The sequence below is a fragment of the Pseudomonas sp. B37(2017) genome (assembly GCF_002112885.1).
Taxonomy (GTDB): domain Bacteria; phylum Pseudomonadota; class Gammaproteobacteria; order Pseudomonadales; family Pseudomonadaceae; genus Aquipseudomonas; species Aquipseudomonas paraglycinae.
In genome coordinates this window covers 1-21,446 of record NZ_NEIX01000022.1, presented here as the reverse complement: position 1 = coordinate 21,446, position 21,446 = coordinate 1, and the positions used below count along the sequence as shown (strand labels likewise).

Genomic DNA, 21,446 nt, shown 5'->3' with positions numbered 1-21,446 from the left:
GAGATAAAACCGGCTAAAAGAGCAGTCTCTTTCAATATTTTTTTGATAATCGGGGGCTGACGATGCTGCGTTTCGATGACTTGCAGTTGTTTGTCCGGGCGGCGGATCTGGGCAGCCTGTCGGCGGCGGCGCGGGTGATGGACATGTCCGCCGCCGTGGCCAGTGCTGCGCTCAAGCGTATCGAACAGCAACTGGGCGCGCGGTTGTTGGCACGCTCCACTCGTAGTTTGCGGCTGACGGCTGAAGGTGAAGGGTTTCTCGAGTACGCCCGGGCGGCGCTGAGCAACCTTGATGAGGGTCGGCGTCTGCTGGCCAGCGGGCAGGATCAGGTCAGCGGAATCCTGCAGCTGTCGGCGCCTTCGGATTTCGGGCGCAATCTGCTGTTGCCGTGGCTCGATGACTTTCAACGTGAACACCCGAAACTGACGGTGCGCCTGTTGCTGGGTGACCGCATCGCCGACCTGTTTCGCCAGCCGGTGGACATCGCCTTGCGCTATGGCGAGCCGGAGGATTCGAGTCTGGTGGCGCTGCCGATTGCCCCGCACAACCGACGGGTGCTGTGCGCATCACCGGCCTACCTGGCCCGGCACGGCGAGCCGCTGCATCTGGAACAGCTCGCTCAGCACAACTGCCTGCTGTACATGCTCGGCGGCCGGGTGCACGACCATTGGAGTTTCCACGACGGCAAGCGCGAGGTCGGCCTGACCGTCAGTGGCGACCGCTTCAGTGACGACGCCGATGTGGTGCGCCTGTGGGCGGTGGCGGGAGCCGGCATCGCCTACAAGTCGTGGCTCGATGTGGCCGGTGATGTGCTGGCGGGGCGGCTGAAAGTGCTGTTGCCGGAGCTGCTCTGCGAACGCGCTCCGCTGAATCTGCTGTGCGCCCATCGCGCACAATTGAGTAAGCCAGTGAACCTTCTGAGGGAGATGCTCGCCAGCCGTTGCGCCGAATTGAGTAGCCGTTTTCCCGTTTTCCAGAAGTCTGACCATTAGTCGCAGGTAAATAGCGAAATTTCTCTCAGGAACAATCACCAACCACGGCCGCTCCGGCGCAGGACGCCGCGAGCAACCCGCTTATACTAGCGGCCGCCTGATGCCCGCACCAAAAGGCCGATGCGAGAACGATCAGACCGCAACCGGCCGGGTAGGGACGAGGGTCGCGACAGTGCTGCGGTTTCCTTGCTGCGGCGCGCTGCCTCGCTTGGGCTCAAGGTATTTTGCGCGCCTTGGCCGACGACTGATTACTGGTCAAGATGTCTATGAGCTGTAGACGATACGATTCAACAGGGAGTGAATAGATGGAACATGCACCTTGCATCAGCCAGATCGCCACGTTGCTGGCCGATCCCAAACGCAGCGCAATGATGTGGGCGCTCATGGATGGCTCGGCGCGTCAGACCGAGGAGCTGGCGTTGCTGGCGGGGCTTTCGCCGTCATCGGCCAGTGCGCATCTGGGGCGCTTGTCCGCTGGCGGTCTGTTGAAGGTCGAGGCGCGCGGTCGCAAACGCTTCTTCCGCCTGGCGGCTCCCGAAATCGGCGCGGCCATCGAAGCGCTCGCCAGCGCCACGCTGGCCAGCGCTCCGCGAGAAATTCCCGACGTGTTCAAGCGTGCCTCGCCGGTCGTCAGACCCCAGGCCGCGCCTTCGTCACTGCTGCGCGCTCGGTTTTGCGACGACCATCTGGGTGGAACGCTGGCCGCCGACCTTTACCAGCGTCTGCTCGACGCCGGCTGGATCGAGCAGCTTGAGCATAGAGTGGTGGTCACGCATAAAGGCTCGACTCAACTGGCCGGGCGCGGGGTGTACATCCAGGCGCTGGCCCATCGTGACGCCCAGGTGGCGTGCGCCTGCCCGGACTGGAGCGAACGTCGTCCACACATGGGGGGGGCGTTGGGGGCGGCGTTGTTGCAGCTGTTCATGCAGTCGGGCTGGCTGGTGCTGCCCAACGATTCCAGAGCCCTGCAACTGACGGCGGCGGGCCAGCGGGAAATTCATCGTTTCGCCTGTGAAACCGAGCTGGAAATGGCGTTGTAGAGCGCTTTCTTCCACTGGTTTGCTATTGAGCGTCGTCAACGGCTGCGAACACGTCGCATCTGGCACAGGCGCGCAACCGCTATCGCGCACACTCGATCCGGGGACTTTTCGGATTGAGGAGGTGGCATGGACACGGGAAACTTCAGCGCGGCAGATCGACTGGAGCGCCTGCCAGTCAGCGGTTATCACCGGATCATCTTCATCATCATCGCCCTGGCGTTTTTCTTCGACTCCATGGATCTGGCGATGATGACCTTCCTGCTCGGCTCGATCAAAGCCGAGTTCGGCCTGAGCAGTGCGCAGGCCGGCCTGCTGGCCAGTTCGAGTTTTTTCGGCATGGTGCTGGGGGCGTCGCTGTCCGGATTGCTGGCGGATCGGTTCGGTCGCAAACCGGTGTTCCAGTGGAGCATCGTCCTGTGGGGGCTGGCCAGTTACCTGTGCTCCACGGCGCAGACGGTCGAGAGCCTGACGCTGTTTCGCATTCTGCTGGGCATCGGCATGGGCATGGAGTTTCCGATTGCCCAGTCGATGCTGTCGGAGTTGATTCCTGCCCAGCGCCGGGGACGCTACATCGCCTTGATGGACGGTTTCTGGCCGCTGGGTTTCGTCGCGGCGGGCGTGCTGTCGTATTTCCTGCTGCCGTTGATTGGCTGGCGCGACATCTTTCTGGTGTTGGCGGTACCGGCGGTGTTCGTGCTGGCGATCCGCTTTTTCATTCCCGAGTCGCCGCGCTGGCTGGAGCAGGCCGGCAAACATGACGCGGCGGACAAGGTGTTGCGCGGGATTGAGGCGCGGGTACAGGCATCGCTCGGCGGTGCTGCCTTGCCGGAGCCGGTTCGCCTGCCACGCAGCGTGACTCCACCGGGCCATTTCCTTTCGGCACTCAAACAGATCTGGTCACCGCTGTATCGCCAGCGCACGACGATGATCTGGAGCCTGTGGTTCTTCGCACTACTGGGTTTCTACGGCCTGACGTCCTGGCTCAGTGCGTTATTGCAACAATCGGGTTTCGCCGTAACTCAGTCGGTGTATTACACGGTGCTGATTTCCCTCGGCGGGATTCCCGGCTTCCTGATGGCGGCCTGGCTGGTGGAGCGTTGGGGACGAAAGCCTGTGTGCATCGTCACGTTGCTCGGCGGCGGGGTGATGGCGTTTCTGTACGGACAAAGCGCGGTGTTTGGCGGCAACGTCGCGCTGCTGATCGGCACGGGGCTGTTGATGCAGTTTTTCCTGTTCGGCATGTGGGCGGTGCTCTACACCTACACGCCGGAACTGTATCCGACCTCGGCGCGGGCGACGGGCTCGGGATTCGCCTCGGCCATTGGACGCGTAGGTTCGCTGCTCGGGCCGTTGGTCACCGGACTGGTGTTCCCGATTACCGGGCAGGGCGGGGTGTTTGCGCTGGGGGCGTTGTGTTTTGCGATTGCGGCGGGGGTGGTGTGGCTGTTCGGGATGGAGACGCGGGGTAAAACCTTGGAGGAATTGACCGAAGCAGAAGTTATTGGCTGAACCCTAAACCAACTGTGGGAGCGAGCTTGCTCGCGAAAGTGGTGTATCAAACAACATCTTCGTTGAATGACAGACCCTATTCGCAAGCAAGCTCGCTCCCACATTGGTTACGTGCTGTTGCTTATGGTTTCACCAACCGCGCATCCAGGCTGTTCTGCGCCAGGCGCTTGGCCTGATCCTGGGTCATGCCCAGGTGAGTGTGCAGCGCGTGGAAGTTCTCGGTCACGTAACCACCGAAGTACGCCGGGTCATCGGAGTTCACCGTGACCTTCACGCCGCGCTCGAGCATGTCGAGGATGTTGTGCTGCGACATGTGATCGAACACGCAGAGCTTGGTGTTCGACAGCGGGCACACGGTCAGCGGGATCTGCTCGTCGATGATCCGCTGCATCAGGCGCTCGTCTTCGATGGCGCGTACGCCATGGTCGATACGCTGGATTTTCAGCAGGTCGATGGCTTCCCAGATGTACTCCGGCGGGCCTTCTTCGCCTGCATGGGCGACGGTCAGGAAACCTTCGTGACGGGCACGATCAAACACGCGCTGGAACTTGCTCGGCGGGTGACCCATTTCGGAACTGTCCAGACCTACGGCGACGAATGCATCACGGAACGGCAGCGCCTGGTCGAGGGTTTTCTGCGCTTCGTCTTCGCTCAGGTGGCGCAGGAAGCTCAGGATCAAACCGCTGGTGATGCCCAGTTGCTGCTCGCCATCTTTCAGCGCGGCGGCGATGCCGTTGAGCACCACTTCGAACGGGATGCCACGGTCGGTATGGGTCTGCGGATCGAAGAACGGTTCGGTGTGGATCACGTTCTGTTCTTTACAGCGCAGCAGATAGGCCCAGGTCAGGTCGTAGAAATCCTGGGAGGTGCGCAGCACGTCGGCGCCCTGGTAATACAGGTCGAGGAATTCCTGCAGATTGTTGAAGGCGTAGGCCTTGCGCAGGGTTTCGACGTCGCTCCACGGCAGGGCGATCTTGTTGCGTTCGGCCAGGGCGAACAGCAGCTCGGGCTCCAGCGAGCCTTCGAGGTGCAGGTGCAGTTCGGCCTTGGGCAGGGCGTTGAGCCAGTCGTACATATTCTTTTCTCATCAGGTGCAATGACGGCATTCTACAGATGCCCGCCGAAACAATTGGCAAAACCTGACCAACCGATCCATCACACCGCTTCCTGCTCCCGTCGATAGGCGTAGGTATCGGCGAAGCGCGACAGCAGGAATTCGGCGCAGGTGGTGGTCGGATATTTCGCCGGATGCTGTGCGTCCTGGCAACCGGGCAGGCACTCGATGCGGGTGTCCGGGTGCGGTTCGGCGAAAAACGGCATCGAGTAGCGATCCACGCCGAGCGGGCTGATGACCCGGTGCGGAGTCGAGCGATAACGGTCATTGCTCCAGCGCGCCATCATGTCGCCGAGGTTGACCACGAAGGTGCCGTCGATGGGCGGCGCGTCGATCCACCGGCCTTTGACGTTTTTCACCTGCAAGCCGCCGGCGGTGTCCTGATAAAGCAGCGTGATGCAGCCGTAATCGGTGTGCGCGCCAGCACCTTGCTGTTCGGCGGAACTGGCGGTGTGGCGCGGCGGGTAGTGGATCATTCGCAGTACGCTGACCGGCTCGTTGAAGCGCGTGTCGAAGAAGTCGCGTTCGATACCCAGTGCCAGGGTCATGGCCCGCAACAGGGTTTGCGCGAGGGCCTGCATGTCGAGGTAATGCTGCTCCATCAGCGCTTCCCAGCCGGGAATGGCCGGATGACGGTTGGGGCCACGCAAAGGTTTTGCTGCCAGCACCTCGGGATGATCGGCCGGCAGGTGCAGGCCCATGTCGAAGGTTTCCTTGAGGTCGCTGGGTTTGTCCGGGTCGAGCTGTTCGGTGGCGATGGCGCCGTAGCCGCGGTGATGGACAGTCTGGGTGATGTCGATCTTGAGTTTTTCTTCTGCCGGTTGCGCAAAGAAGCGCTGTGCGTGATCGAGCAGGGATTCGATACGCTGCGCAGAAATCGGGTGGCCCTTGATGTAGAAAAAGCCCCATTCGCGGCAGGCGTGGTCGATCTGTTCGGCGACGGCGGGCCAGGCGTTCTGGTCGTCGGAGTAGAGCGGCGAGATGTCGATGATCGGAAGGCTGTTCATGCACAATCCTTGAATACGCAGAGATCCAACTGTGGGAGCGGGCTTGCTCGCGAAGGCGTCGTATCAGTTGATACATGAGTTGCCTGATAAAACGCTTTCGCGAGCAAGCCCGCTCCCACAAGGGAATGGTGGTGGGGCCGGGATTACTTCGGCATCTCGGCCTTCATGCCTTCGACGTAGTAATTCATCGACGCCAGTTCCGCATTGGTCGCGCTGACCCCCGCCGGGATTTTCTCGACGCCGGCCTGATCCTTGATCGGCCCGGTGAACGGTTGCAAGGTGCCGCTCTTGATGTCGGCGATGATCTGCTCGGCTTCGGCCTTCACCGGTGCCGGCACCAGATCGCTGATCGGCAGTTCGACCGTGCCTTCCTTCAACCCGCCCCAGTAGTCCTGGGCTTTCCAGGTGTGGTCGATCACGCTCTGGGTCGCCTGAATGTAGTGCGGCGCCCAGTCGTTGACGATTGAAGTCAGCACCGCTTTCGGGCCGAAGTGCGCCATGTCCGAAGCGTAGCCCACGGCATAGACACCACGTCGTTCGGCGGCCTGGATCGGCGCCGGGCTGTCGGTGTGCTGGAACACCACGTCCACGCCCTGATCGATCAGCGCGTTGGCCGCGTCGGCCTCCTTGCCCGGATCGAACCACGAGTTGACCCACACCACTTTTATCTCGGTGCCGGGGTTGTACTTGTTCAGGGCCAGCTGGATCGCGTTGATGTCGCGGATCACTTCCGGGATCGGGAACGAGGCGACGTAGCCGATCTTTTTGGTCTTGGTCATCTTCGCCGCGAGGAAACCACCGACGTAACGCCCCTCGTAGGTGCGCGCGAGATAGGTGCCGAGGTTCTTGTCCTGCTTGTAGCCGGTGGCGTGTTCGAAGGTCACCTTGGGAAACTGTTTGGCGACTTTCACCGTTGGGTTCATGTAGCCGAAAGAGGTGGTGAAGATCAGGTCGTACTTGTCCTTGGCCATGTTGCGGATCACCCGCTCGGCATCGGCGCCCTCGGCGACGTTCTCCACGTAGTTGGTGGTGATCTGCGTGCCGAGTTTTTCCGCCAGCGCCTTGCGCCCCTGTTCATGCTGATACGTCCAGCCGTGGTCGCCGATGGGGCCGATGTAGACGAAGCCGACTTTCAGTGGATCGGCGGCACTGGCGCTCAGGCTGAGGCCAAGGCCCATGGCGATGCACAGCAGTGTTTGCAGTGGACGTTTTTGCATGAACGCGAACTCCCTTTTGTTGTGTGTGGGGAGGGCAATGCAAAAGACTGACCAAGCGGACAACAAATCGAGTCGAAATCGCGGCGGGACCTTCGCGAGCAAGCTCGCTCCCACAAAAGCACCGCGATCCCTGTGGGAGCGAGCTTGCTCGCGATGAGGCCGGCCGGGCCGAAAAAAGTGCATGTCCGTACACGGACGCCATCCACTGGTGCGCTAAGGTGTAACGAACCATTAGCGCCGCCCCGCAGTCAGTAGCTCATTCGAACCCCTGCGCCAAAAGGCCCGCCATGCTCACGATCCTCAAGCAAGAAAGCTTTCTGCTGCTGGCCCTGATCGCGGCTTTTGTCGCGTATCCGCTGGAGCACTGGCTGCTGCACAGCGGCCAGATCGTCGCGCTGACGGCCGGCCTGGTGCTGATCGCGTTCATCGTCGCCGCCTCGATGCGCGTCGCCCATCAGGCCGAATTGCTTGCGGAAAAAGTCGGCGACCCGTACGGCACGATGATCCTGACCCTGGCCGCCGTGCTGGTGGAAGTGGTGATCCTGGCGATCATGATGAGCAACGAAGCCTCGCCGACGCTGGTGCGCGACACGATCTATTCGGCGGTGATGCTCGACATCAACGGCATCCTCGGCCTCGCCGCATTGATGGGCGGGATCAAGCATGGTGAGCAGTCCTACAACGACGACTCGGCCCGCAGTTACAGCGTGATGATCCTCACCGCCATGGGCGTGTCGATGGTGGTGCCGGAGTTCATTCCCGAGGCCAACTGGAAAATTTATTCGGCGTTCACCATCGGCGCGATGGTGGTGCTTTATGCGTTGTTCCTGCGCATGCAGGTCGGCCCGCACAGCTACTTTTTCAGCTACAGCTACCCGGACAAACGCCGCAAGAAAGAGCCCGTGGAAGAAGAGCCGAAACCGGTCAGCCTGGCGCTGTCGATCGGCATTCTGGTGTTCGGCGTGGTGGTGATCGGCGCACTGGCCGAGGTGATGTCCAAGACCCTCGATCTGGGCCTGGAAGGGACGGGCGCACCGCCGGTGATCACGGCGATTCTGGTGGCAGCGATCTCGGCAGCGCCGGAGATTCTGACTGCGTTACGCGCGGCGTTGGCCAACCGGATGCAGTCGGTGGTCAACATTGCAATGGGCGCTTCGTTGTCGACGGTGATTTTGACGGTGCCGGTGATGGAAGCGATGGCGCTCTATACGGGGCAACCGTTTCAGATGGCGATGACGCCGGTGCAGACGGTGATGATCTTCATCACGCTGATCGTCAGCGCGATCAACCTCAATGACGGCGAGACCAATGCCATCGAGGGCATGACCCACTTTGTGCTGTTTGCGACGTTCATCATGTTGTCGCTGCTGGGCCTTTGAAGGCGACCATCGCTGACCGATCGTTCCCACGCTCCGCGTGGTAATGCATACCGGGACGCTCTGCGTCCAACGTCGGACGCAGAGCGTCCATGGCTGCATTCCCACGCAGAGCGTGGGAACGATCATCAGGTCAGGAGGAGGGATCAGGTGCCGGCGATCAACTGCCGAGCCGCCTGGCTGTGATCGGCAATCAGGCCTTTGAGATCCAGTCCTTCAACCTGCCCGTCAACCACACGCCACTTGCCGCCGACCATCACGCGATCCGCACGATCCGCACCGCACAACAGCAATGCCGAGATCGGGTCATGGCTGCCGGAGAAACGCAGTTCATCGAGTTTGAACAACGCCAGATCCGCCTGCTTGCCGACCGCCAGTTCGCCGATATCGGTGCGACCCAACAGGCTCGCCGAACCCTTGGTCGCCCAGCCCAGCACACGTTCCGGGGTGATTTTCTCGGCGCCGTAACGCAGGCGCTGGATGTACAGGGCCTGACGTGCTTCGAGGATCATGTTCGACGCATCGTTGGACGCCGAACCATCCACACCGATGCCGAACAACGCGCCGGCATCGGTCAGATCGATGCTCGGGCAGATGCCGGACGCCAGGCGCATGTTCGAGCTCGGGCAATGGCAGATGCCGGTGCCGGCCGCGCCGAGGCGGGCGATTTCGTCGGGGTTGAAATGGATGCCGTGGGCCAGCCACGTGCGCGGGCCGAGCCAGTCGACGCTGTCCAGATAATCCACAGTGCGCAGGCCGAAGCGTTGCAGGCAGAAGTCTTCTTCGTCGAGGGTTTCGGCAAGGTGGGTGTGCAGACGCACATCGAGTTTGTTCGCCAGTTCGGCGCTGGCGGACATGATTTCCGGGGTCACCGAGAACGGCGAGCACGGCGCCAGAGCGATCTGGATTTGCGCGCCGTCACCACGTTCGTGGTACTCGTGAATCAGCCGCTGGCTGTCGTCGAGAATCACCTGGCCTTCCTGCACGGTCTGCTGCGGAGGCAGGCCGCCGTCCTTCTCGCCGAGGCTCATCGAACCACGCGTGAGCATGGCGCGCATGCCCAGTTCGCGCACGGTTTCAACTTGCACGTCGATGGCGTTTTCCAGGCCATCCGGGAACAGGTAATGGTGGTCGGCGGCGGTGGTGCAACCCGACAGCAGCAGCTCGGCCAGCGCGACCTTGGTGGCGAGGGCGAGTTTTTCCGGGGTCAGGCGCGCCCAGACCGGGTACAGGGTTTTCAGCCACGGGAACAACGGCTGATTGACCACCGGCGCCCAGGCGCGGGTCAGGGTCTGATAGAAGTGGTGATGGGTGTTGATCAGGCCCGGCAGGATCACGTGCTCACGAGCGTCGAACACTTCATTGCAGGGGGCGGAAGGTTGCTGGCCGGCGCCGAGCACTTCGGTGATCACACCGTCTTGCAGCACCAGACCGCCACGGGCATCGAGGCCGTTGGCCGTGAAAATGGCGAGGGGATTTTTTAACCAGATACGGGTCGCAGGCATTGTGGCCGGCTCCTCTGAAAGTTGGGTTCAGGGTTGCCAGCTCAGTGTTGCCCTGTCTGCTGATCCAGGGTCGCCGCGAAGGACGAGGTGCTGAGTTTCGAACAAAATGTTGCGGCGGGCAAGCCCAACCCGACCAGACACCACAATCCCTTTGTAGGAGCGAGCCTGCTCGCGATGACGGAGTTTCAGTCGACATATTTCCTGGCTGATCCACCGCCATCGCGAGCAGGCTCGCTCCCACATTGGGAATCTGTTGATTACCAGGGAATGGTTTCACCTTTGTAGTTCACGAAGTGATGGCCGCCCTTGCCGGCAAACGCATCGACCTGATCCACCAGACCACGGGTGCTGGTCTCCACGTCGATGTCGGCACCTTCGCCGCCCATGTCGGTTTTCACCCAGCCCGGATGCAGCGACAGCACGGTGAGTTTCTGATCGCCCAGTTGCGTGACGAAGCTGTTGGTCATCGAGTTCAGCGCCGCCTTGCTGGCCTTGTACAGCGCCAGTTCCGGCGCGTCGGGCATGGTCACGCTGCCGAGCACCGAACTCATGAACGCCAGTACGCCGCTGCCGTCGCGGATCTGCCCGACAAAGCGCTGTGCCAGATTGATCGGTGCCACCGCGTTGGTGAAGAACAACTGACCGACTTCCGCCAGCGTCGCGCCGCCCGGAGTTTGCACGTCAGGGCCTTTGACTCCGGCGTTGACGAACAGCAGGTCAAAGGTCTCGCCCTTGAGCTGCTGGCTCAGGGCAATCACTGCTTGCTGGTCATCCATGTCGAGCTTTTCGACTTGCACGTTACCCAGTGCTTTCAGCGCCTCGGCGTTGGAAGGGTTGCGAACCGTGGCGGTGACTCGCCAGCCGTCGGCCAGCAGGGTTTTCACCAGTCCCAGGCCCAGGCCCCGGGAGGCGCCGATGATCAGTGCGTGCTTGGCAGGATTAAGTGCGGACATGATTGGCTTTCCTTGAAAGTTGAAAGATCACGGGTTCAATGGACAACGTTGACCGAGCCGATGCTGCAACTCCTGGCGCAACTCACCGAGCTCGGCCATGCGGGTTTCGACCAGCTTGAGTTTGTCTTGCAGCAGTTGCGTGACGGTGGTGTCGGGATTTGGCGATTGCCACAGCGCGCCAACGCTGCTGCCGATCTCGCCGAGAGTAAAGCCCAGACGCTGCGCCGTTTTGATGTAGAGCACCAATTGCACCATCTCCGGCGGATAATCGCGATAACCGTTGGCGCTACGTTGCGCCGCGATCAATCCGCGCTCCTCGTAAAAACGCAGCGTGTCACGGCTGACATCGCAGGCCTGGGCCAACTCACCGATGCGCATCTTGCAGGTCTCGAAAGTGTTTGACCCTGGAGCATACTCCAGGCTTTACCGTGGTTGCTCCCTGAAATTTTGGAGCAAGGATGATGTGGACTTCAACGCAGTATCGGCAGTTGGTGCGCGGCAGTGCCTGGTATGACTTGATCGTGACGGCGGCGTTTGTCACGCCGTGGAGTTTTGCTGTGTTGCATGGGTTGCTGACGGCGCTGAGCCAGGCGCTGGAACTGCCCGGCGAGCTGCCGCCGTTCGAACCTGCGCATCTGCTGATAGCCAATTTGTTCGGTTCGGTGGTGTGCATGTGGGCGGTGCTGCGGATTCGTGATCCGCAGCCGGTTTATGGGCGCTATGACGCGGTGACGCGGTTTCTGTTCGCCGCGTGGATGACGTATGCCCTGGCCCACGGCGCCAGTTCGTTGCTGGTGGGATTCCTGGTTCTCGAAGTGGCGTGGGGCATCGCTCAGGTGTTACCGGTTCGGCCGCTGTCGCGAGCTGTCACGGCTTAGTGCCCGGCCTGCCACGGCTGTCCCAGTGAAACCGGTGCATACAGCCGTGTACGCACTGCATCGCGCGACAACAACACCAGCACCAGAATGGTCGCGACGTACGGCAGCATCGCCAGCAGACTCGAAGGAATCGCCAGCCCCAACCCCTGCGCCACCAGGTGCAGGATGCTGGCGAGTCCGAACAGATACGCGCCGAGCAGCAACCGCCATACCCGCCAACTGGCGAACACCACCAGCGCCAGCGCGATCCAGCCGCGTCCGGCGGTCATGTTCTCGGCCCACATCGGCGTGTACGCCAGCGACAGATAAGCTCCGGCCAGTCCGGCCATCGCGCCGCCGAACAGCACCGCCAGTGTGCGCACGGTCAGCACCGGCAAGCCCATGGCACTGGCCGCATCAGGATTCTCGCCGACCGCTTGAATGATCAGCCCGACGCGGCTTTTCACGATCACCCATGCCACCAGCGCAAACAGCGCGAACGACAGGTACACCAACAGATCCTGGGCAAACAGCATCCGCCCAATCAGTGGGATTTCGCTCAAGTAAGGAATCGCCAGCGGCTCGAATCCCGCCAGCGGTTTGCCGACCCACGCTGCGCCGACAAAGGTCGACAGGCCCACACCAAAAATCGTCAGCGCCAGACCGGTTGCCACCTGATTGGCGTTGAACACCAGAGCCACCAGGGCAAACAGCGACGACAGCAACATCCCGGCGAGCATCGCGAGCACCACGCCGAGCCACAGGTTGCCGCTGTTGAACGCGACGATGAAACCGATCACCGCGCCAAACAGCATCATGCCTTCCTGACCGAGGTTGAGTACGCCGCTCTTTTCGCAAATCAGTTCACCCAGCGCCACCAACAGCAATGGCGTACCGCAGCGCACCATGGCGTAGAAAATATTGCTCAGCAGATCGATATCCATCACAGCGCTCCGGCGGTTACGGCGGTGGTAGAAGTGCGCCGCACCCAGCGCAGGTTCAGGCGTGGCCGATAGAGGATCAGCACGTCACAGGCCAGCAGGAAAAACAGCATCATTCCCTGGAACAACTGGGTGATCGCCTGCGGCAGATTCAGCGTCATCTGCGCGCTCTCGCCACCGATGTACAGCAGCGCCATCAACAGGCTGGAAAACAGAATGCCGATGGGATTGAGCCGCCCGAGAAATGCCACGGTGATCGCCGCATAGCCGTAGCCCGGCGAGACTTGCGGCACCAGTTGGCCGATCGGCCCGGTGACTTCGCAAACACCGGCAAGCCCCGCCAATCCACCACTGATCAGCAGTGCGAGCCAGATCAGACGCTTTTCGCGAAACCCGACGAATCCTGCCGCACGTTTGTCCAGCCCCAACACCTTGATCTGGAAACCGACGAAGCTTTTCTGCAGCAACACCCACACCGCGACCAGCGCGAGCAAGGCGAAATACACGCCGATGTGGGCCCGACCGTCCTCCATCAACAGCGGCAGGCGGCTGGCATCGCTGAACATCGCCGACTCGGGGAAATTGAATCCGGCCGGATCTTTCAGCGGCCCGTGCACGCAGAACAGCAGCAGGTTCAGCGCGATGTAATTGAGCATGATGCTGGTGAGGATTTCGTTGGCGTTGAAGCGTGTGCGCAACCAGGCGGTGAGCCCGGCCCACGCGGCGCCGGCGAGGGTGCCGGTGAGCAGGATCAGCACCAGCGCCCAGCGGCTTTGCATATCGATGATATTTACCGCCAGCGCACTGCCGGCAAGGGCGCCGAGCAGCAACTGGCCTTCGGCGCCGATGTTCCAGATCCGCGCCTGATAGGCCACTGCGAGGCCCAGCGCGCACAACAGGATCGGCAGGGTTTTGACCAGCAGTTCGGAGACGCCGTACAGGTCGCTGACCGGGGCGATCAGCAAGGTGTGCAAAGTCTTCAGCGGATCGTGGCCAAGGGCGACGAACAGCAAAGATCCGCAGACCAGCGTCAGCGTCGCCGCCAGCACCGGCGAGCACCACAGCATCAGGCGCGATTGCCGGCCACGGGGTTCGAGGGAAAGCAACATGGGAAAACTCCGTTAAACCGTGGCCGGTTGTGATTGAGGGGTGTCGAACTGGCCGGCCATCCAGCCGCCGACGTCGCTGAGGCGGGTTTGCGCCGTGTCCTGCAACGCCGACAGGCGCCCGCCGCACAGCGCGCCGAGGCGGTCGCTGATCTGGAACAGTTCGTCGAGGTCTTCGGAGATCACCAGAATCGCCGCCCCGGCATCGCGCAGGGCAATCAGCGCCCGGTGAATGGTGGCCGCCGCGCCAACATCCACGCCCCAGGTCGGGTGCGCGGCGATCAGCAGTTTCGGTTGCTGGAGGATTTCCCGGCCAAGGATGAATTTCTGCAGGTTGCCGCCGGACAGGCTGCGGGCGGCGGTCTGGGTGTCCGGGGTTTTCACGCCGAAGCGCTGGATGATCGTTCGGGCGAGGGTTTCGACCTTGCCGCGCTCGATCAAGCCGTGGCTGACCAAGCCTTGTTGAAAAGCGGTGAGCAGGGCGTTGTCCGCCAGACTCATGTCCGGCACCGCGCCATGCCCGAGTCGTTCGGCGGGGACGAACGCCAGGCCGAGTTTGCGTCGTGCATCCGGGCGCTGATCGGCGACGGCGCGTTCTCGGAAGCGGATGGTTTGCGCTGCATCGCGGGGCAGTGTCTGCTCGCCGCTGAGCAAGGCCAGTAACTCGTCCTGACCGTTGCCCGCCACGCCGGCGATGCCGACGATTTCACCGCTGCGCACCTGCAGGTCGATGTCGCTCAGGGAGCAGCCGAACGGATCCGGGTTGTGCCAGTTCAATCCGCTGACCTGCAAGAACGCCGCGCCACCGGTGACCTTCGTGAACTCGCCGATCAATGTCGCGGCTTCTCCGACCATCAATTGCGCCAGTTGCCGATCAGTACAGTCGGCCGGCACGCAATGGCCGGCCACCCGACCGCCGCGCAGAACTGTGGCGCTGTGACACAAGGCGCGCACCTCGCCGAGTTTGTGGCTGATGAACAGAATGCTGCAGCCCTCAGCCGCGAGCCGGCGCAGGGTGATGAACAGCTCGTCGGCTTCCTGCGGCGTGAGCACCGAGGTTGGCTCATCGAGAATCAGCAGGCGAATGTCCTGCATCAGGCAACGAACGATCTCGACCCGTTGCCGCTCGCCGATCGACAGGCTGTGGACAAGTCGCTGGGGCTCCAGCGCCATGCCATATCGGCGCGACACTTCACGGATTTTCGCCTCAAGCTGTTTCGGCGAACCGGACGCTGCACCCATCGCCAATGCAATGTTCTGCGCCACGCTCAGGGTCTCGAACAGCGAGAAATGCTGGAACACCATGCCGATGCCCAACTGCCGCGCCTGGGCCGGGTTGCGCATGCTCACCGGTTGACCTTGCCACAGCATCTCGCCCGAATCGGCCTGGGTGACGCCGTAGATGATCTTCATCAACGTGCTTTTACCTGCACCGTTTTCACCGAGCAGCGCGTGGATTTCACCGGGGGCGATGCTCAGGTCGATGGCGTCATTGGCGAGGCAACCGGGATAACGTTTGCTGATGTGGCGCAGTTGCAGGCGCGGTGTGGACGTGGGGTTTGGCATGACAGGCTCGGGTTGCTTGGAGTTGTGCCTGTGGATAAAGCAATTTCCTGGCCATTGAGTCAGGAACGCAGGCAGCCGCTGTTTGCCAGCCTGTGGCGTAGAGCCTTTGAAATGAATTCGACGTCTTGCGCGGCACCACTTGAGGGCAAAGCCCTTGATCAGGCTCCAGTTTTGCCCGCGCTTGGCTGATCAAAAAACGAGCAACCTCGTCGAAGCCATGCAGAACCTGCGACTGCGCCAGTCATGAACGGCTTATCCACAGGTTGCTCCACAGTATTTGTGCGCAAGACAAAATCCCGGGCATAAGCACTGGTGGGCTTTCTTCTAAAGGCGATAAACGACGCTAAGCGATTGTTTTTACGTGAAATTGTTTGTTGTGATGGGCGATTGGACGAAAAGTGAACAAATCCCGCAAAGCCACGTGACAGAAGGGTTACAGCGTCCTGTGCTCAGGTTATCCACAGCCGGGTGCACAGCGGATGTGGGCAATTCTCGGGCATAAGCAAACGGGCTGGCGCCCCAAAACATGGCGGGGCTTCAACGTTGCAGCAGGATTCGCCCACGGCTCAGGTCGGCCAGCTGATTCTGCAACAGCTCGATGTGCGCTTCGCCCACGGCCAGTTGCAGCTCGACACCATTGGCGGTGAAGTTTTCCTCCACCACCAATCCGCCCAGATCGGCGACCCGCAGCTTCACCAGCGCCAGTTCACTGAAAGCGCAGGCGCAACGCACGGGCACGCGACTGATCAACTCGATCTTCGGCGCGGTTTGCAGACATTTGTTGGCGCCGCCGCCATAGGCCCGGGCCAGACCGCCGGTGCCCAGTTGAATGCCGCCGTACCAGCGGATCACCAGCACCGCGACCTGATCGCAGTCCTGCGCCTCGATGGCCGCGAGAATCGGCCGCCCGGCAGTGCCACCGGGTTCGCCGTCGTCGTTGCTGCGGTACTGGTCGCCGAGCTTCCACGCCCAGCAATTGTGCGAAGCGTTCAAGTCGCTGTGCTGCTCGATGAAGGCTTGCGCCTCGGCAGGGCTGCCGATCGGCGCGGCGAAGGTGATGAAACGGCTTTTGCGAATCTCTTCGCGGAATTCGCAAAAGCCGCTGAGGGTGAATGGCATAAAACGACTTATATAGAAGAAGTGAGGCCGCAGCCTTTGAGGATGATGCGGATCAGGTTGTCGCCGGCGTCTTCCATGTCCTGTTTGGTCAACTTGCTGCGACCGGTCACCCGGCAGATCTGGGTGGCGAAGTCGGCGTAATGCTGGGTGCTGCCCCACAAGAGGAAGATCAGGTGTACCGGGTCGACCGGGTCCATTTTGCCCGCGTCGATCCAGGCCTGGAACACGCCGGCGCGGCCCTGGAACCAGGCGCGGTAATCCTGGTTGAAATATTCGGTCAGGCATTCGCCGCCGCTGATCACTTCCATCGCGAAGATTCGCGAAGCTTGCGGCTGGCGACGGGAGAATTCCATTTTTGCGCGGATGTAGCGGGTCAGTGCTTCAGCCGGGTCGTCGTCGGCCGTGAGGGAGTTGAAGGTGCTGTCCCACAATTGAAGGATGTTGCTCAGCACCGCCACGTACAACCCGAGCTTGTTGGTGAAGTAGTAATGCAGGTTCGCCTTGGGCAGCCCGGCCTTGGTGGCGATGGTGTTCATGCTCGTGCCTTTGTACCCGTGACGGGCGAACTCGTCTTCGGCGGCTTTGATGATGGTCTCTTCGTTCTTCTGACGAATGCGGCTGGCAGGTTTGCCGCCGTGAGCGGGGACTTCAAAGGTCATAGGCACTTCCGGGTTGGTCTGTGGGGTGCAACCAGTTGCGTTGATAGCGCAACCACCGGCGCGGGACAAGCCCCGGGCGAATAAAACCCCGGCCGTCAGCGGGTGGCGGCGAGGCTTTCGAGAAAACTTTCCAGTACCAGATGCGGGCGACGACCCTTGCGGGTGACCGAGGCCAGGCTCAAATCATAGAAGCGGGTGCTGGCCTTGAGTGCGCGCAAGCGACCTTGTTGAACCCAGAGACTGGCGTAGTGATCCGGCAGGTAGCCGATGTAACGCCCGGTCAGAATCAGGAACGCCATGCCTTCGCGGTCGGAAGCGCTGGCGGTGCAATTGAGTGCCTGATAGTGCGCCTGGATCTCTGCCGGCAAACGGAAGGTCGGGGCGATAGCGTCCTGACTGTTCAGGCGTTCGTCATCCAGCTGTTTATCGTCGACGTAAAATAGCGGATGACCAACTGCGCAGTAGAGAAGTGAACGTTCGCTGTACAGCGGCTGATATTCCAATCCCGACAACGCGCTGGCCTGCGGCACCACGCCGACATGCAGGCGTCCGTCGAGTACGCCTTGTTCGACTTCGTTGGGGGCGATCATGCGGATCTGGATCTGTACGTCCGGCCCGCGCTCCTTCAACTGCGCGAGCGCGTGGGTGATGCGCATGTGGGGCAGGGTGACAAGGTTGTCGGTCAGGCCGATGATCAACTCGCCACGCAAGTGCTGGTGCAGGCCGTTGACCTCGGTGCGGAAACTTTCCAGCGCACTTAAAAGCTGCAACGCCGACTGATAGACCTCGCGACCTTCTTCGGTCAGGGAGAAACCGGCGCGCCCGCGCTGGCACAGACGCAGGCCCAGGCGTTGCTCCAGATCGCTCATCTGCTGGCTGATCGCCGAGCGACCGATGCCGAGCACGGTTTCCGCCGCCGAGAAGCCGCCGCACTCCACCACGCTGCGAAAAATCCGCAGCAGGCGAATGTCAAAGTCACTGACCTGGGCCAGTGGATCGGGGCGACGGCTGCTCATGCTGTTGTTCTCATTGTTTAGCAGAGTTCTAACTGAAGGTTAGAAGAGTTGAATTTCACCGACTTTATCCGCGTGGCAATTTAGCTGCAACAACGCTTTCTATCTCTCTGAAGCTTATTGCCCTGTGAGGTTTTGCCCGATGAACATGCCTGAAAACGCGTCGTCGCCACTGGCCAGCCAACTGAAGCTGGACGCGCACTGGATGCCGTACACCGCCAACCGCAACTTCCAGCGCGATCCGCGTCTGATCGTCGGCGCCGAAGGCAGCTGGCTGATCGACGACAAGGGCCGCAAGGTGTACGACTCGCTGTCCGGTCTGTGGACCTGCGGCGCCGGGCATACCCGCAAGGAAATCCAGGAAGCGGTGGCCAAGCAGTTGGGCACTCTCGATTACTCGCCGGGCTTCCAGTACGGCCACCCGCTGTCGTTCCAGCTGGCGGAGAAAATCACCGACCTGACGCCGGGCAATCTGAATCACGTGTTCTTCACTGACTCGGGCTCCGAGTGTGCCGATACCGCAGTGAAAATGGTCCGCGCTTACTGGCGCCTGAAAGGCCAGTCGACCAAGACCAAGATGATCGGCCGTGCCCGTGGTTACCACGGTGTGAACATCGCCGGCACCAGCCTCGGTGGCGTCAACGGCAACCGCAAGCTGTTCGGTCAGGCGATGATGGACGTCGATCACCTGCCGCACACTCTGCTGGCGAGCAATGCTTTCTCCCGTGGCATGCCGGAGCAGGGCGGTATCGCGCTGGCCGATGAGCTGCTGAAGCTGATCGAGCTGCACGATGCTTCGAACATCGCAGCGGTGTTCGTTGAGCCGATGGCCGGCTCCGCTGGCGTGCTGGTTCCGCCACAGGGCTACCTCAAGCGTCTGCGTGAAATCTGCGATCAGCACAATATCCTGCTGGTGTTCGACGAAGTGATCACCGGGTTCGGCCGTACCGGCACCATGTTCGGAGCCACCACCTTCGGCGTGACCCCGGATCTGATGTGCATCGCCAAGCAAGTCACCAACGGCGCGATCCCGATGGGCGCGGTGATTGCCAGCTCCGAGATTTATCAGACCTTCATGAACCAGCCGACCCCGGAATACGCCGTGGAATTCCCGCACGGCTACACCTATTCCGCGCACCCGGTGGCTTGCGCCGCGGGTCTTGCGGCACTCGACCTGCTGCAAAAGGAAAACCTGGTACAGAGCGTGGCCGAAGTCGCGCCACATTTCGAAAATGCCCTGCATGGTCTGAAAGGCGCGAAGAACATCATCGACATTCGTAACTACGGCCTGGCCGGTGCGATCCAGATCGCGGGCCGTGACGGCGACGCCATCGTGCGTCCGTTCGAAGCCGGTATGGCGTTGTGGAAAGCCGGGTTCTACGTGCGTTTCGGCGGCGACACCCTGCAGTTCGGCCCAACCTTCAACAGCAAGCCGCAGGACCTTGATCGTCTGTTCGACGCGGTCGGCGAAGTGCTGAACAAGCTCGACTGATTTTTCCTTCTATATAGATACGCCAATAGCAGGCGCCCCTTGCGGGCGTCTGCGCACAAGAATTCAGGAGTTTCCCGATGAGCGTTATCCCGCATTTGATCAATGGCGAACTGGTGACCGAGAACGGTCGCGCGGTCGATGTGTTCAACCCGTCCACCGGTCAGGCTATCCACAAGCTGCCGCTGGCCAGCCGCGAAACTATCCAGCACGCCATCGATGCCGCCAAGGCTGCTTTCCCGGCCTGGCGCAACACGCCACCAGCCAAACGTGCTCAGGTGATGTTCCGTTTCAAGCAACTGCTGGAGCAGAACGAAGCGCGCATCGCGCAATTGATCAGCGAAGAGCACGGCAAGACTCTGGAAGACGCTGCCGGTGAACTGAAGCGCGGTATCGAGAACGTCGAGTTCGCCTGCGCAGCGCCGGAAATCCTCAAGGGCGAGTACAGCCGCAATGTCGGCCCGAACATTGATGCCTGGTCGGACTTCCAGCCGCTGGGCGTGGTGGCCGGCATTACGCCGTTCAACTTCCCGGCGATGGTGCCGCTGTGGATGTATCCGTTGGCGATCGTCTGCGGCAACTGCTTCATCCTCAAGCCGTCCGAGCGTGATCCGAGCTCGACCCTGCTGATCGCGCAACTGCTGCTGGAAGCCGGCCTGCCGAAAGGCGTGCTGAGCGTGGTCCACGGTGACAAGACTGCGGTGGACGCGCTGATCGAAGCGCCGGAAGTCAAAGCGTTGAGCTTCGTGGGCTCGACCCCGATTGCCGAATACATCTATGCCGAAGGCACCAAGCGCGGCAAACGCGTTCAGGCTCTGGGCGGCGCGAAGAACCACGCGGTGCTGATGCCGGATGCGGATCTGGACAACGCGGTCAGCGCACTGATGGGCGCGGCTTACGGTTCTTGCGGCGAACGCTGCATGGCGATCTCGGTTGCCGTGTGTGTGGGCGATCAGGTGGCGGACGCACTGGTGGCCAAACTGGTTCCACAGATCAAGGCGCTGAAAATCGGTGCCGGCACTTCTTGCGGTCTGGACATGGGGCCGCTGGTTACCGGTCAGGCGCGCGACAAGGTCAGCGGTTATGTCGAAGACGGCGTGGCGGCGGGCGCGACCCTGGTGGTCGACGGTCGTGGTCTGAGCGTTGCCGGTCATGAAGAAGGCTTCTTCCTGGGTGGCTGCCTGTTCGACAACGTCACGCCTGAGATGCGCATCTATAAAGAAGAGATCTTCGGGCCGGTGCTGTGCGTCGTCCGGGTGAACAGCCTGGAAGAGGCGATGCAACTGATCAACGATCACGAATACGGCAACGGTACCTGCATCTTCACTCGTGACGGTGAAGCGGCGCGTCTGTTCTGCGACGAGATCGAAGTCGGCATGGTCGGCGTCAACGTTCCATTGCCGGTGCCGGTGGCTTACCACAGCTTCGGTGGCTGGAAGCGTTCGCTGTTTGGCGACCTGCATGCCTATGGTCCGGATGGTGTGCGCTTCTATACCCGTCGCAAGGCGATCACTCAGCGCTGGCCACAGCGTGCGAGCCATGAGGCTTCGCAATTCGCTTTCCCTAGCTTGTAAGTAGAAGGGCAGTGCAAAGAAGGCCGACCTATTTAGGTCGGCCTTCGCGTTTCGGGACTTTTTTGACCGATATGACAGATTTATGAAATTAAGGGTTGACGGCAGATTCTGAGTCTCTATAATTCGTCCCACTTCCGGCGCAGTCGAAACGGAAAACTCCTTGAGATTCAATGAGTTAAGTAGGTTTCGAAGGTGGGTCGCTTCAGTTCATCGAAGCCTGGAGGGAGTTGGAAATGCCGGTTTATCTGGCGCTTTCAACGGTTCGATCTTCTCGGTCGAAAGCGGAGAAAAAGAGGTGTTGACAGCAGCATGTAACGCTGTAGAATTCGCCTCCCGCTAACGAGAGATCGGAAGCGCAAGTGGTTGAAGTTGTTGAAGAAATCTTCGGAAACTTCTGAAAATAATCACT

At 61.2% G+C, this 21,446-nt stretch carries 19 protein-coding genes; 7 read left to right on the top strand and 12 right to left on the bottom strand.

The genetic code is table 11. From position 1 onward, the window contains the following. The first annotated feature begins 62 nt into the window (after nucleotides 1-62). The 3 genes from CAF90_RS28825 to CAF90_RS28815 all read left to right on the top strand — a co-directional run bounded on the left by CAF90_RS28825 (nucleotide 63) and on the right by CAF90_RS28815 (nucleotide 3,541). Nucleotides 63-992 (top strand): LysR family transcriptional regulator, encoded by a 930-nt coding sequence (locus CAF90_RS28825; RefSeq protein WP_007958495.1) that lies wholly within the window; start codon nucleotides 63-65, stop codon nucleotides 990-992. A gap of 305 nt (nucleotides 993-1,297) precedes the next feature. Continuing rightward, nucleotides 1,298-2,032 (top strand): helix-turn-helix transcriptional regulator, encoded by a 735-nt coding sequence (locus tag CAF90_RS28820; RefSeq protein ID WP_085609264.1) that lies wholly within the window; start codon nucleotides 1,298-1,300, stop codon nucleotides 2,030-2,032. Nucleotides 2,033-2,158: 126 nt separating this feature from the next. Beyond that, nucleotides 2,159-3,541: an MFS transporter gene (locus tag CAF90_RS28815; protein WP_085609263.1), complete on the top strand. Its 1,383-nt coding sequence runs from the start codon at nucleotides 2,159-2,161 to the stop codon at nucleotides 3,539-3,541. Nucleotides 3,542-3,662: 121 nt separating this feature from the next. Here CAF90_RS28815 and CAF90_RS28810 read toward each other — a convergent pair whose 3' ends face one another. From CAF90_RS28810 to CAF90_RS28800, 3 genes are all read right to left on the bottom strand, one after another. Continuing rightward, nucleotides 3,663-4,616, bottom strand: a complete 954-nt coding sequence (locus CAF90_RS28810) for an adenosine deaminase (protein WP_007958502.1) — start codon at nucleotides 4,614-4,616, stop codon at nucleotides 3,663-3,665. 80 nt (nucleotides 4,617-4,696) lie between these two features. Next, nucleotides 4,697-5,662: a 2-oxoglutarate and iron-dependent oxygenase domain-containing protein gene (locus CAF90_RS28805; protein ID WP_085609262.1), complete on the bottom strand. Its 966-nt coding sequence runs from the start codon at nucleotides 5,660-5,662 to the stop codon at nucleotides 4,697-4,699. A 143-nt stretch (nucleotides 5,663-5,805) separates the two neighbouring features. Then, nucleotides 5,806-6,879: a BMP family ABC transporter substrate-binding protein gene (locus CAF90_RS28800; RefSeq protein ID WP_085609261.1), complete on the bottom strand. Its 1,074-nt coding sequence runs from the start codon at nucleotides 6,877-6,879 to the stop codon at nucleotides 5,806-5,808. 287 nt (nucleotides 6,880-7,166) lie between these two features. Between CAF90_RS28800 and CAF90_RS28795 the strand changes: the two genes are divergently transcribed. Then, complete coding sequence (locus CAF90_RS28795) at nucleotides 7,167-8,258, top strand: calcium:proton antiporter (RefSeq protein WP_085609260.1); 1,092 nt, start codon at nucleotides 7,167-7,169, stop codon at nucleotides 8,256-8,258. 143 nt (nucleotides 8,259-8,401) lie between these two features. Here CAF90_RS28795 and CAF90_RS28790 read toward each other — a convergent pair whose 3' ends face one another. The 3 genes from CAF90_RS28790 to CAF90_RS28780 form a co-directional block, all read right to left on the bottom strand. Further along, nucleotides 8,402-9,760, bottom strand: a complete 1,359-nt coding sequence (locus tag CAF90_RS28790; RefSeq protein WP_085609259.1) for an 8-oxoguanine deaminase — start codon at nucleotides 9,758-9,760, stop codon at nucleotides 8,402-8,404. A 257-nt stretch (nucleotides 9,761-10,017) separates the two neighbouring features. Further along, nucleotides 10,018-10,713 carry an SDR family oxidoreductase gene (locus CAF90_RS28785; protein WP_085609258.1) on the bottom strand — a complete coding sequence of 232 codons (696 nt, stop codon included), beginning with the start codon at nucleotides 10,711-10,713 and terminating at the stop codon, nucleotides 10,018-10,020. Nucleotides 10,714-10,740: 27 nt separating this feature from the next. Further along, nucleotides 10,741-11,091 (bottom strand): MerR family transcriptional regulator, encoded by a 351-nt coding sequence (locus CAF90_RS28780; RefSeq protein ID WP_064593282.1) that lies wholly within the window; start codon nucleotides 11,089-11,091, stop codon nucleotides 10,741-10,743. Between the two features lie 83 nt (nucleotides 11,092-11,174). On the opposite strand from CAF90_RS28780, the gene CAF90_RS28775 reads away from it, so the two are divergent. Next, nucleotides 11,175-11,591, top strand: a complete 417-nt coding sequence (locus CAF90_RS28775; RefSeq protein WP_085609272.1) for a hypothetical protein — start codon at nucleotides 11,175-11,177, stop codon at nucleotides 11,589-11,591. On the opposite strand, the gene CAF90_RS28770 is transcribed toward CAF90_RS28775, so the two are convergent. The 6 genes from CAF90_RS28770 to CAF90_RS28745 form a co-directional block, all read right to left on the bottom strand. Next, nucleotides 11,588-12,514, bottom strand: coding sequence for an ABC transporter permease (locus tag CAF90_RS28770; RefSeq protein ID WP_085609257.1), 927 nt, complete (start codon nucleotides 12,512-12,514; stop codon nucleotides 11,588-11,590). The two genes, CAF90_RS28775 and CAF90_RS28770, sit on opposite strands and share 4 nt — an antisense overlap. After that, on the bottom strand, nucleotides 12,514-13,620 hold the full coding sequence (locus CAF90_RS28765; RefSeq protein WP_085609256.1) for an ABC transporter permease: 1,107 nt from the start codon (nucleotides 13,618-13,620) through the stop codon (nucleotides 12,514-12,516). Before CAF90_RS28765 ends, CAF90_RS28770 begins: the two co-directional genes overlap by 1 nt. A gap of 12 nt (nucleotides 13,621-13,632) precedes the next feature. Next, nucleotides 13,633-15,183, bottom strand: a complete 1,551-nt coding sequence (locus CAF90_RS28760) for an ABC transporter ATP-binding protein (RefSeq protein WP_085609255.1) — start codon at nucleotides 15,181-15,183, stop codon at nucleotides 13,633-13,635. A 537-nt stretch (nucleotides 15,184-15,720) separates the two neighbouring features. After that, nucleotides 15,721-16,302: a YigZ family protein gene (locus tag CAF90_RS28755; protein WP_085609254.1), complete on the bottom strand. Its 582-nt coding sequence runs from the start codon at nucleotides 16,300-16,302 to the stop codon at nucleotides 15,721-15,723. Nucleotides 16,303-16,310: 8 nt separating this feature from the next. Further along, nucleotides 16,311-16,961: a TetR/AcrR family transcriptional regulator gene (locus tag CAF90_RS28750; RefSeq protein ID WP_085609253.1), complete on the bottom strand. Its 651-nt coding sequence runs from the start codon at nucleotides 16,959-16,961 to the stop codon at nucleotides 16,311-16,313. 95 nt (nucleotides 16,962-17,056) lie between these two features. Beyond that, nucleotides 17,057-17,977 carry a LysR family transcriptional regulator gene (locus tag CAF90_RS28745; RefSeq protein ID WP_007958517.1) on the bottom strand — a complete coding sequence of 307 codons (921 nt, stop codon included), beginning with the start codon at nucleotides 17,975-17,977 and terminating at the stop codon, nucleotides 17,057-17,059. Nucleotides 17,978-18,116: 139 nt separating this feature from the next. Here CAF90_RS28745 and CAF90_RS28740 point away from each other — a divergent pair, with 139 nt between their 5' ends. Continuing rightward, the gene (locus CAF90_RS28740) at nucleotides 18,117-19,466 is read left to right on the top strand and encodes an aspartate aminotransferase family protein (RefSeq protein WP_085609252.1); all 1,350 of its coding nucleotides are present in this window, start codon (nucleotides 18,117-18,119) and stop codon (nucleotides 19,464-19,466) included. Nucleotides 19,467-19,543: 77 nt separating this feature from the next. Continuing rightward, the gene (locus tag CAF90_RS28735) at nucleotides 19,544-21,037 is read left to right on the top strand and encodes a CoA-acylating methylmalonate-semialdehyde dehydrogenase (RefSeq protein ID WP_011332326.1); all 1,494 of its coding nucleotides are present in this window, start codon (nucleotides 19,544-19,546) and stop codon (nucleotides 21,035-21,037) included. The last annotated feature ends 409 nt before the right edge of the window (nucleotides 21,038-21,446 follow it).

Coding starts and splice junctions, on each gene's coding strand:
- CAF90_RS28825 (WP_007958495.1), top strand. CDS start 63: ATGCTGCGTTTCGATGACTTGCAGTTGTTTGTCCGGGCGGCGGATCTG.
- CAF90_RS28820 (WP_085609264.1), top strand. CDS start 1,298: ATGGAACATGCACCTTGCATCAGCCAGATCGCCACGTTGCTGGCCGAT.
- CAF90_RS28815 (WP_085609263.1), top strand. CDS start 2,159: ATGGACACGGGAAACTTCAGCGCGGCAGATCGACTGGAGCGCCTGCCA.
- CAF90_RS28810 (WP_007958502.1), bottom strand. CDS start 4,616: ATGTACGACTGGCTCAACGCCCTGCCCAAGGCCGAACTGCACCTGCAC.
- CAF90_RS28805 (WP_085609262.1), bottom strand. CDS start 5,662: ATGAACAGCCTTCCGATCATCGACATCTCGCCGCTCTACTCCGACGAC.
- CAF90_RS28800 (WP_085609261.1), bottom strand. CDS start 6,879: ATGCAAAAACGTCCACTGCAAACACTGCTGTGCATCGCCATGGGCCTT.
- CAF90_RS28795 (WP_085609260.1), top strand. CDS start 7,167: ATGCTCACGATCCTCAAGCAAGAAAGCTTTCTGCTGCTGGCCCTGATC.
- CAF90_RS28790 (WP_085609259.1), bottom strand. CDS start 9,760: ATGCCTGCGACCCGTATCTGGTTAAAAAATCCCCTCGCCATTTTCACG.
- CAF90_RS28785 (WP_085609258.1), bottom strand. CDS start 10,713: ATGTCCGCACTTAATCCTGCCAAGCACGCACTGATCATCGGCGCCTCC.
- CAF90_RS28780 (WP_064593282.1), bottom strand. CDS start 11,091: ATGCGCATCGGTGAGTTGGCCCAGGCCTGCGATGTCAGCCGTGACACG.
- CAF90_RS28775 (WP_085609272.1), top strand. CDS start 11,175: ATGTGGACTTCAACGCAGTATCGGCAGTTGGTGCGCGGCAGTGCCTGG.
- CAF90_RS28770 (WP_085609257.1), bottom strand. CDS start 12,514: ATGGATATCGATCTGCTGAGCAATATTTTCTACGCCATGGTGCGCTGC.
- CAF90_RS28765 (WP_085609256.1), bottom strand. CDS start 13,620: ATGTTGCTTTCCCTCGAACCCCGTGGCCGGCAATCGCGCCTGATGCTG.
- CAF90_RS28760 (WP_085609255.1), bottom strand. CDS start 15,183: ATGCCAAACCCCACGTCCACACCGCGCCTGCAACTGCGCCACATCAGC.
- CAF90_RS28755 (WP_085609254.1), bottom strand. CDS start 16,302: ATGCCATTCACCCTCAGCGGCTTTTGCGAATTCCGCGAAGAGATTCGC.
- CAF90_RS28750 (WP_085609253.1), bottom strand. CDS start 16,961: ATGACCTTTGAAGTCCCCGCTCACGGCGGCAAACCTGCCAGCCGCATT.
- CAF90_RS28745 (WP_007958517.1), bottom strand. CDS start 17,977: ATGAGCAGCCGTCGCCCCGATCCACTGGCCCAGGTCAGTGACTTTGAC.
- CAF90_RS28740 (WP_085609252.1), top strand. CDS start 18,117: ATGAACATGCCTGAAAACGCGTCGTCGCCACTGGCCAGCCAACTGAAG.
- CAF90_RS28735 (WP_011332326.1), top strand. CDS start 19,544: ATGAGCGTTATCCCGCATTTGATCAATGGCGAACTGGTGACCGAGAAC.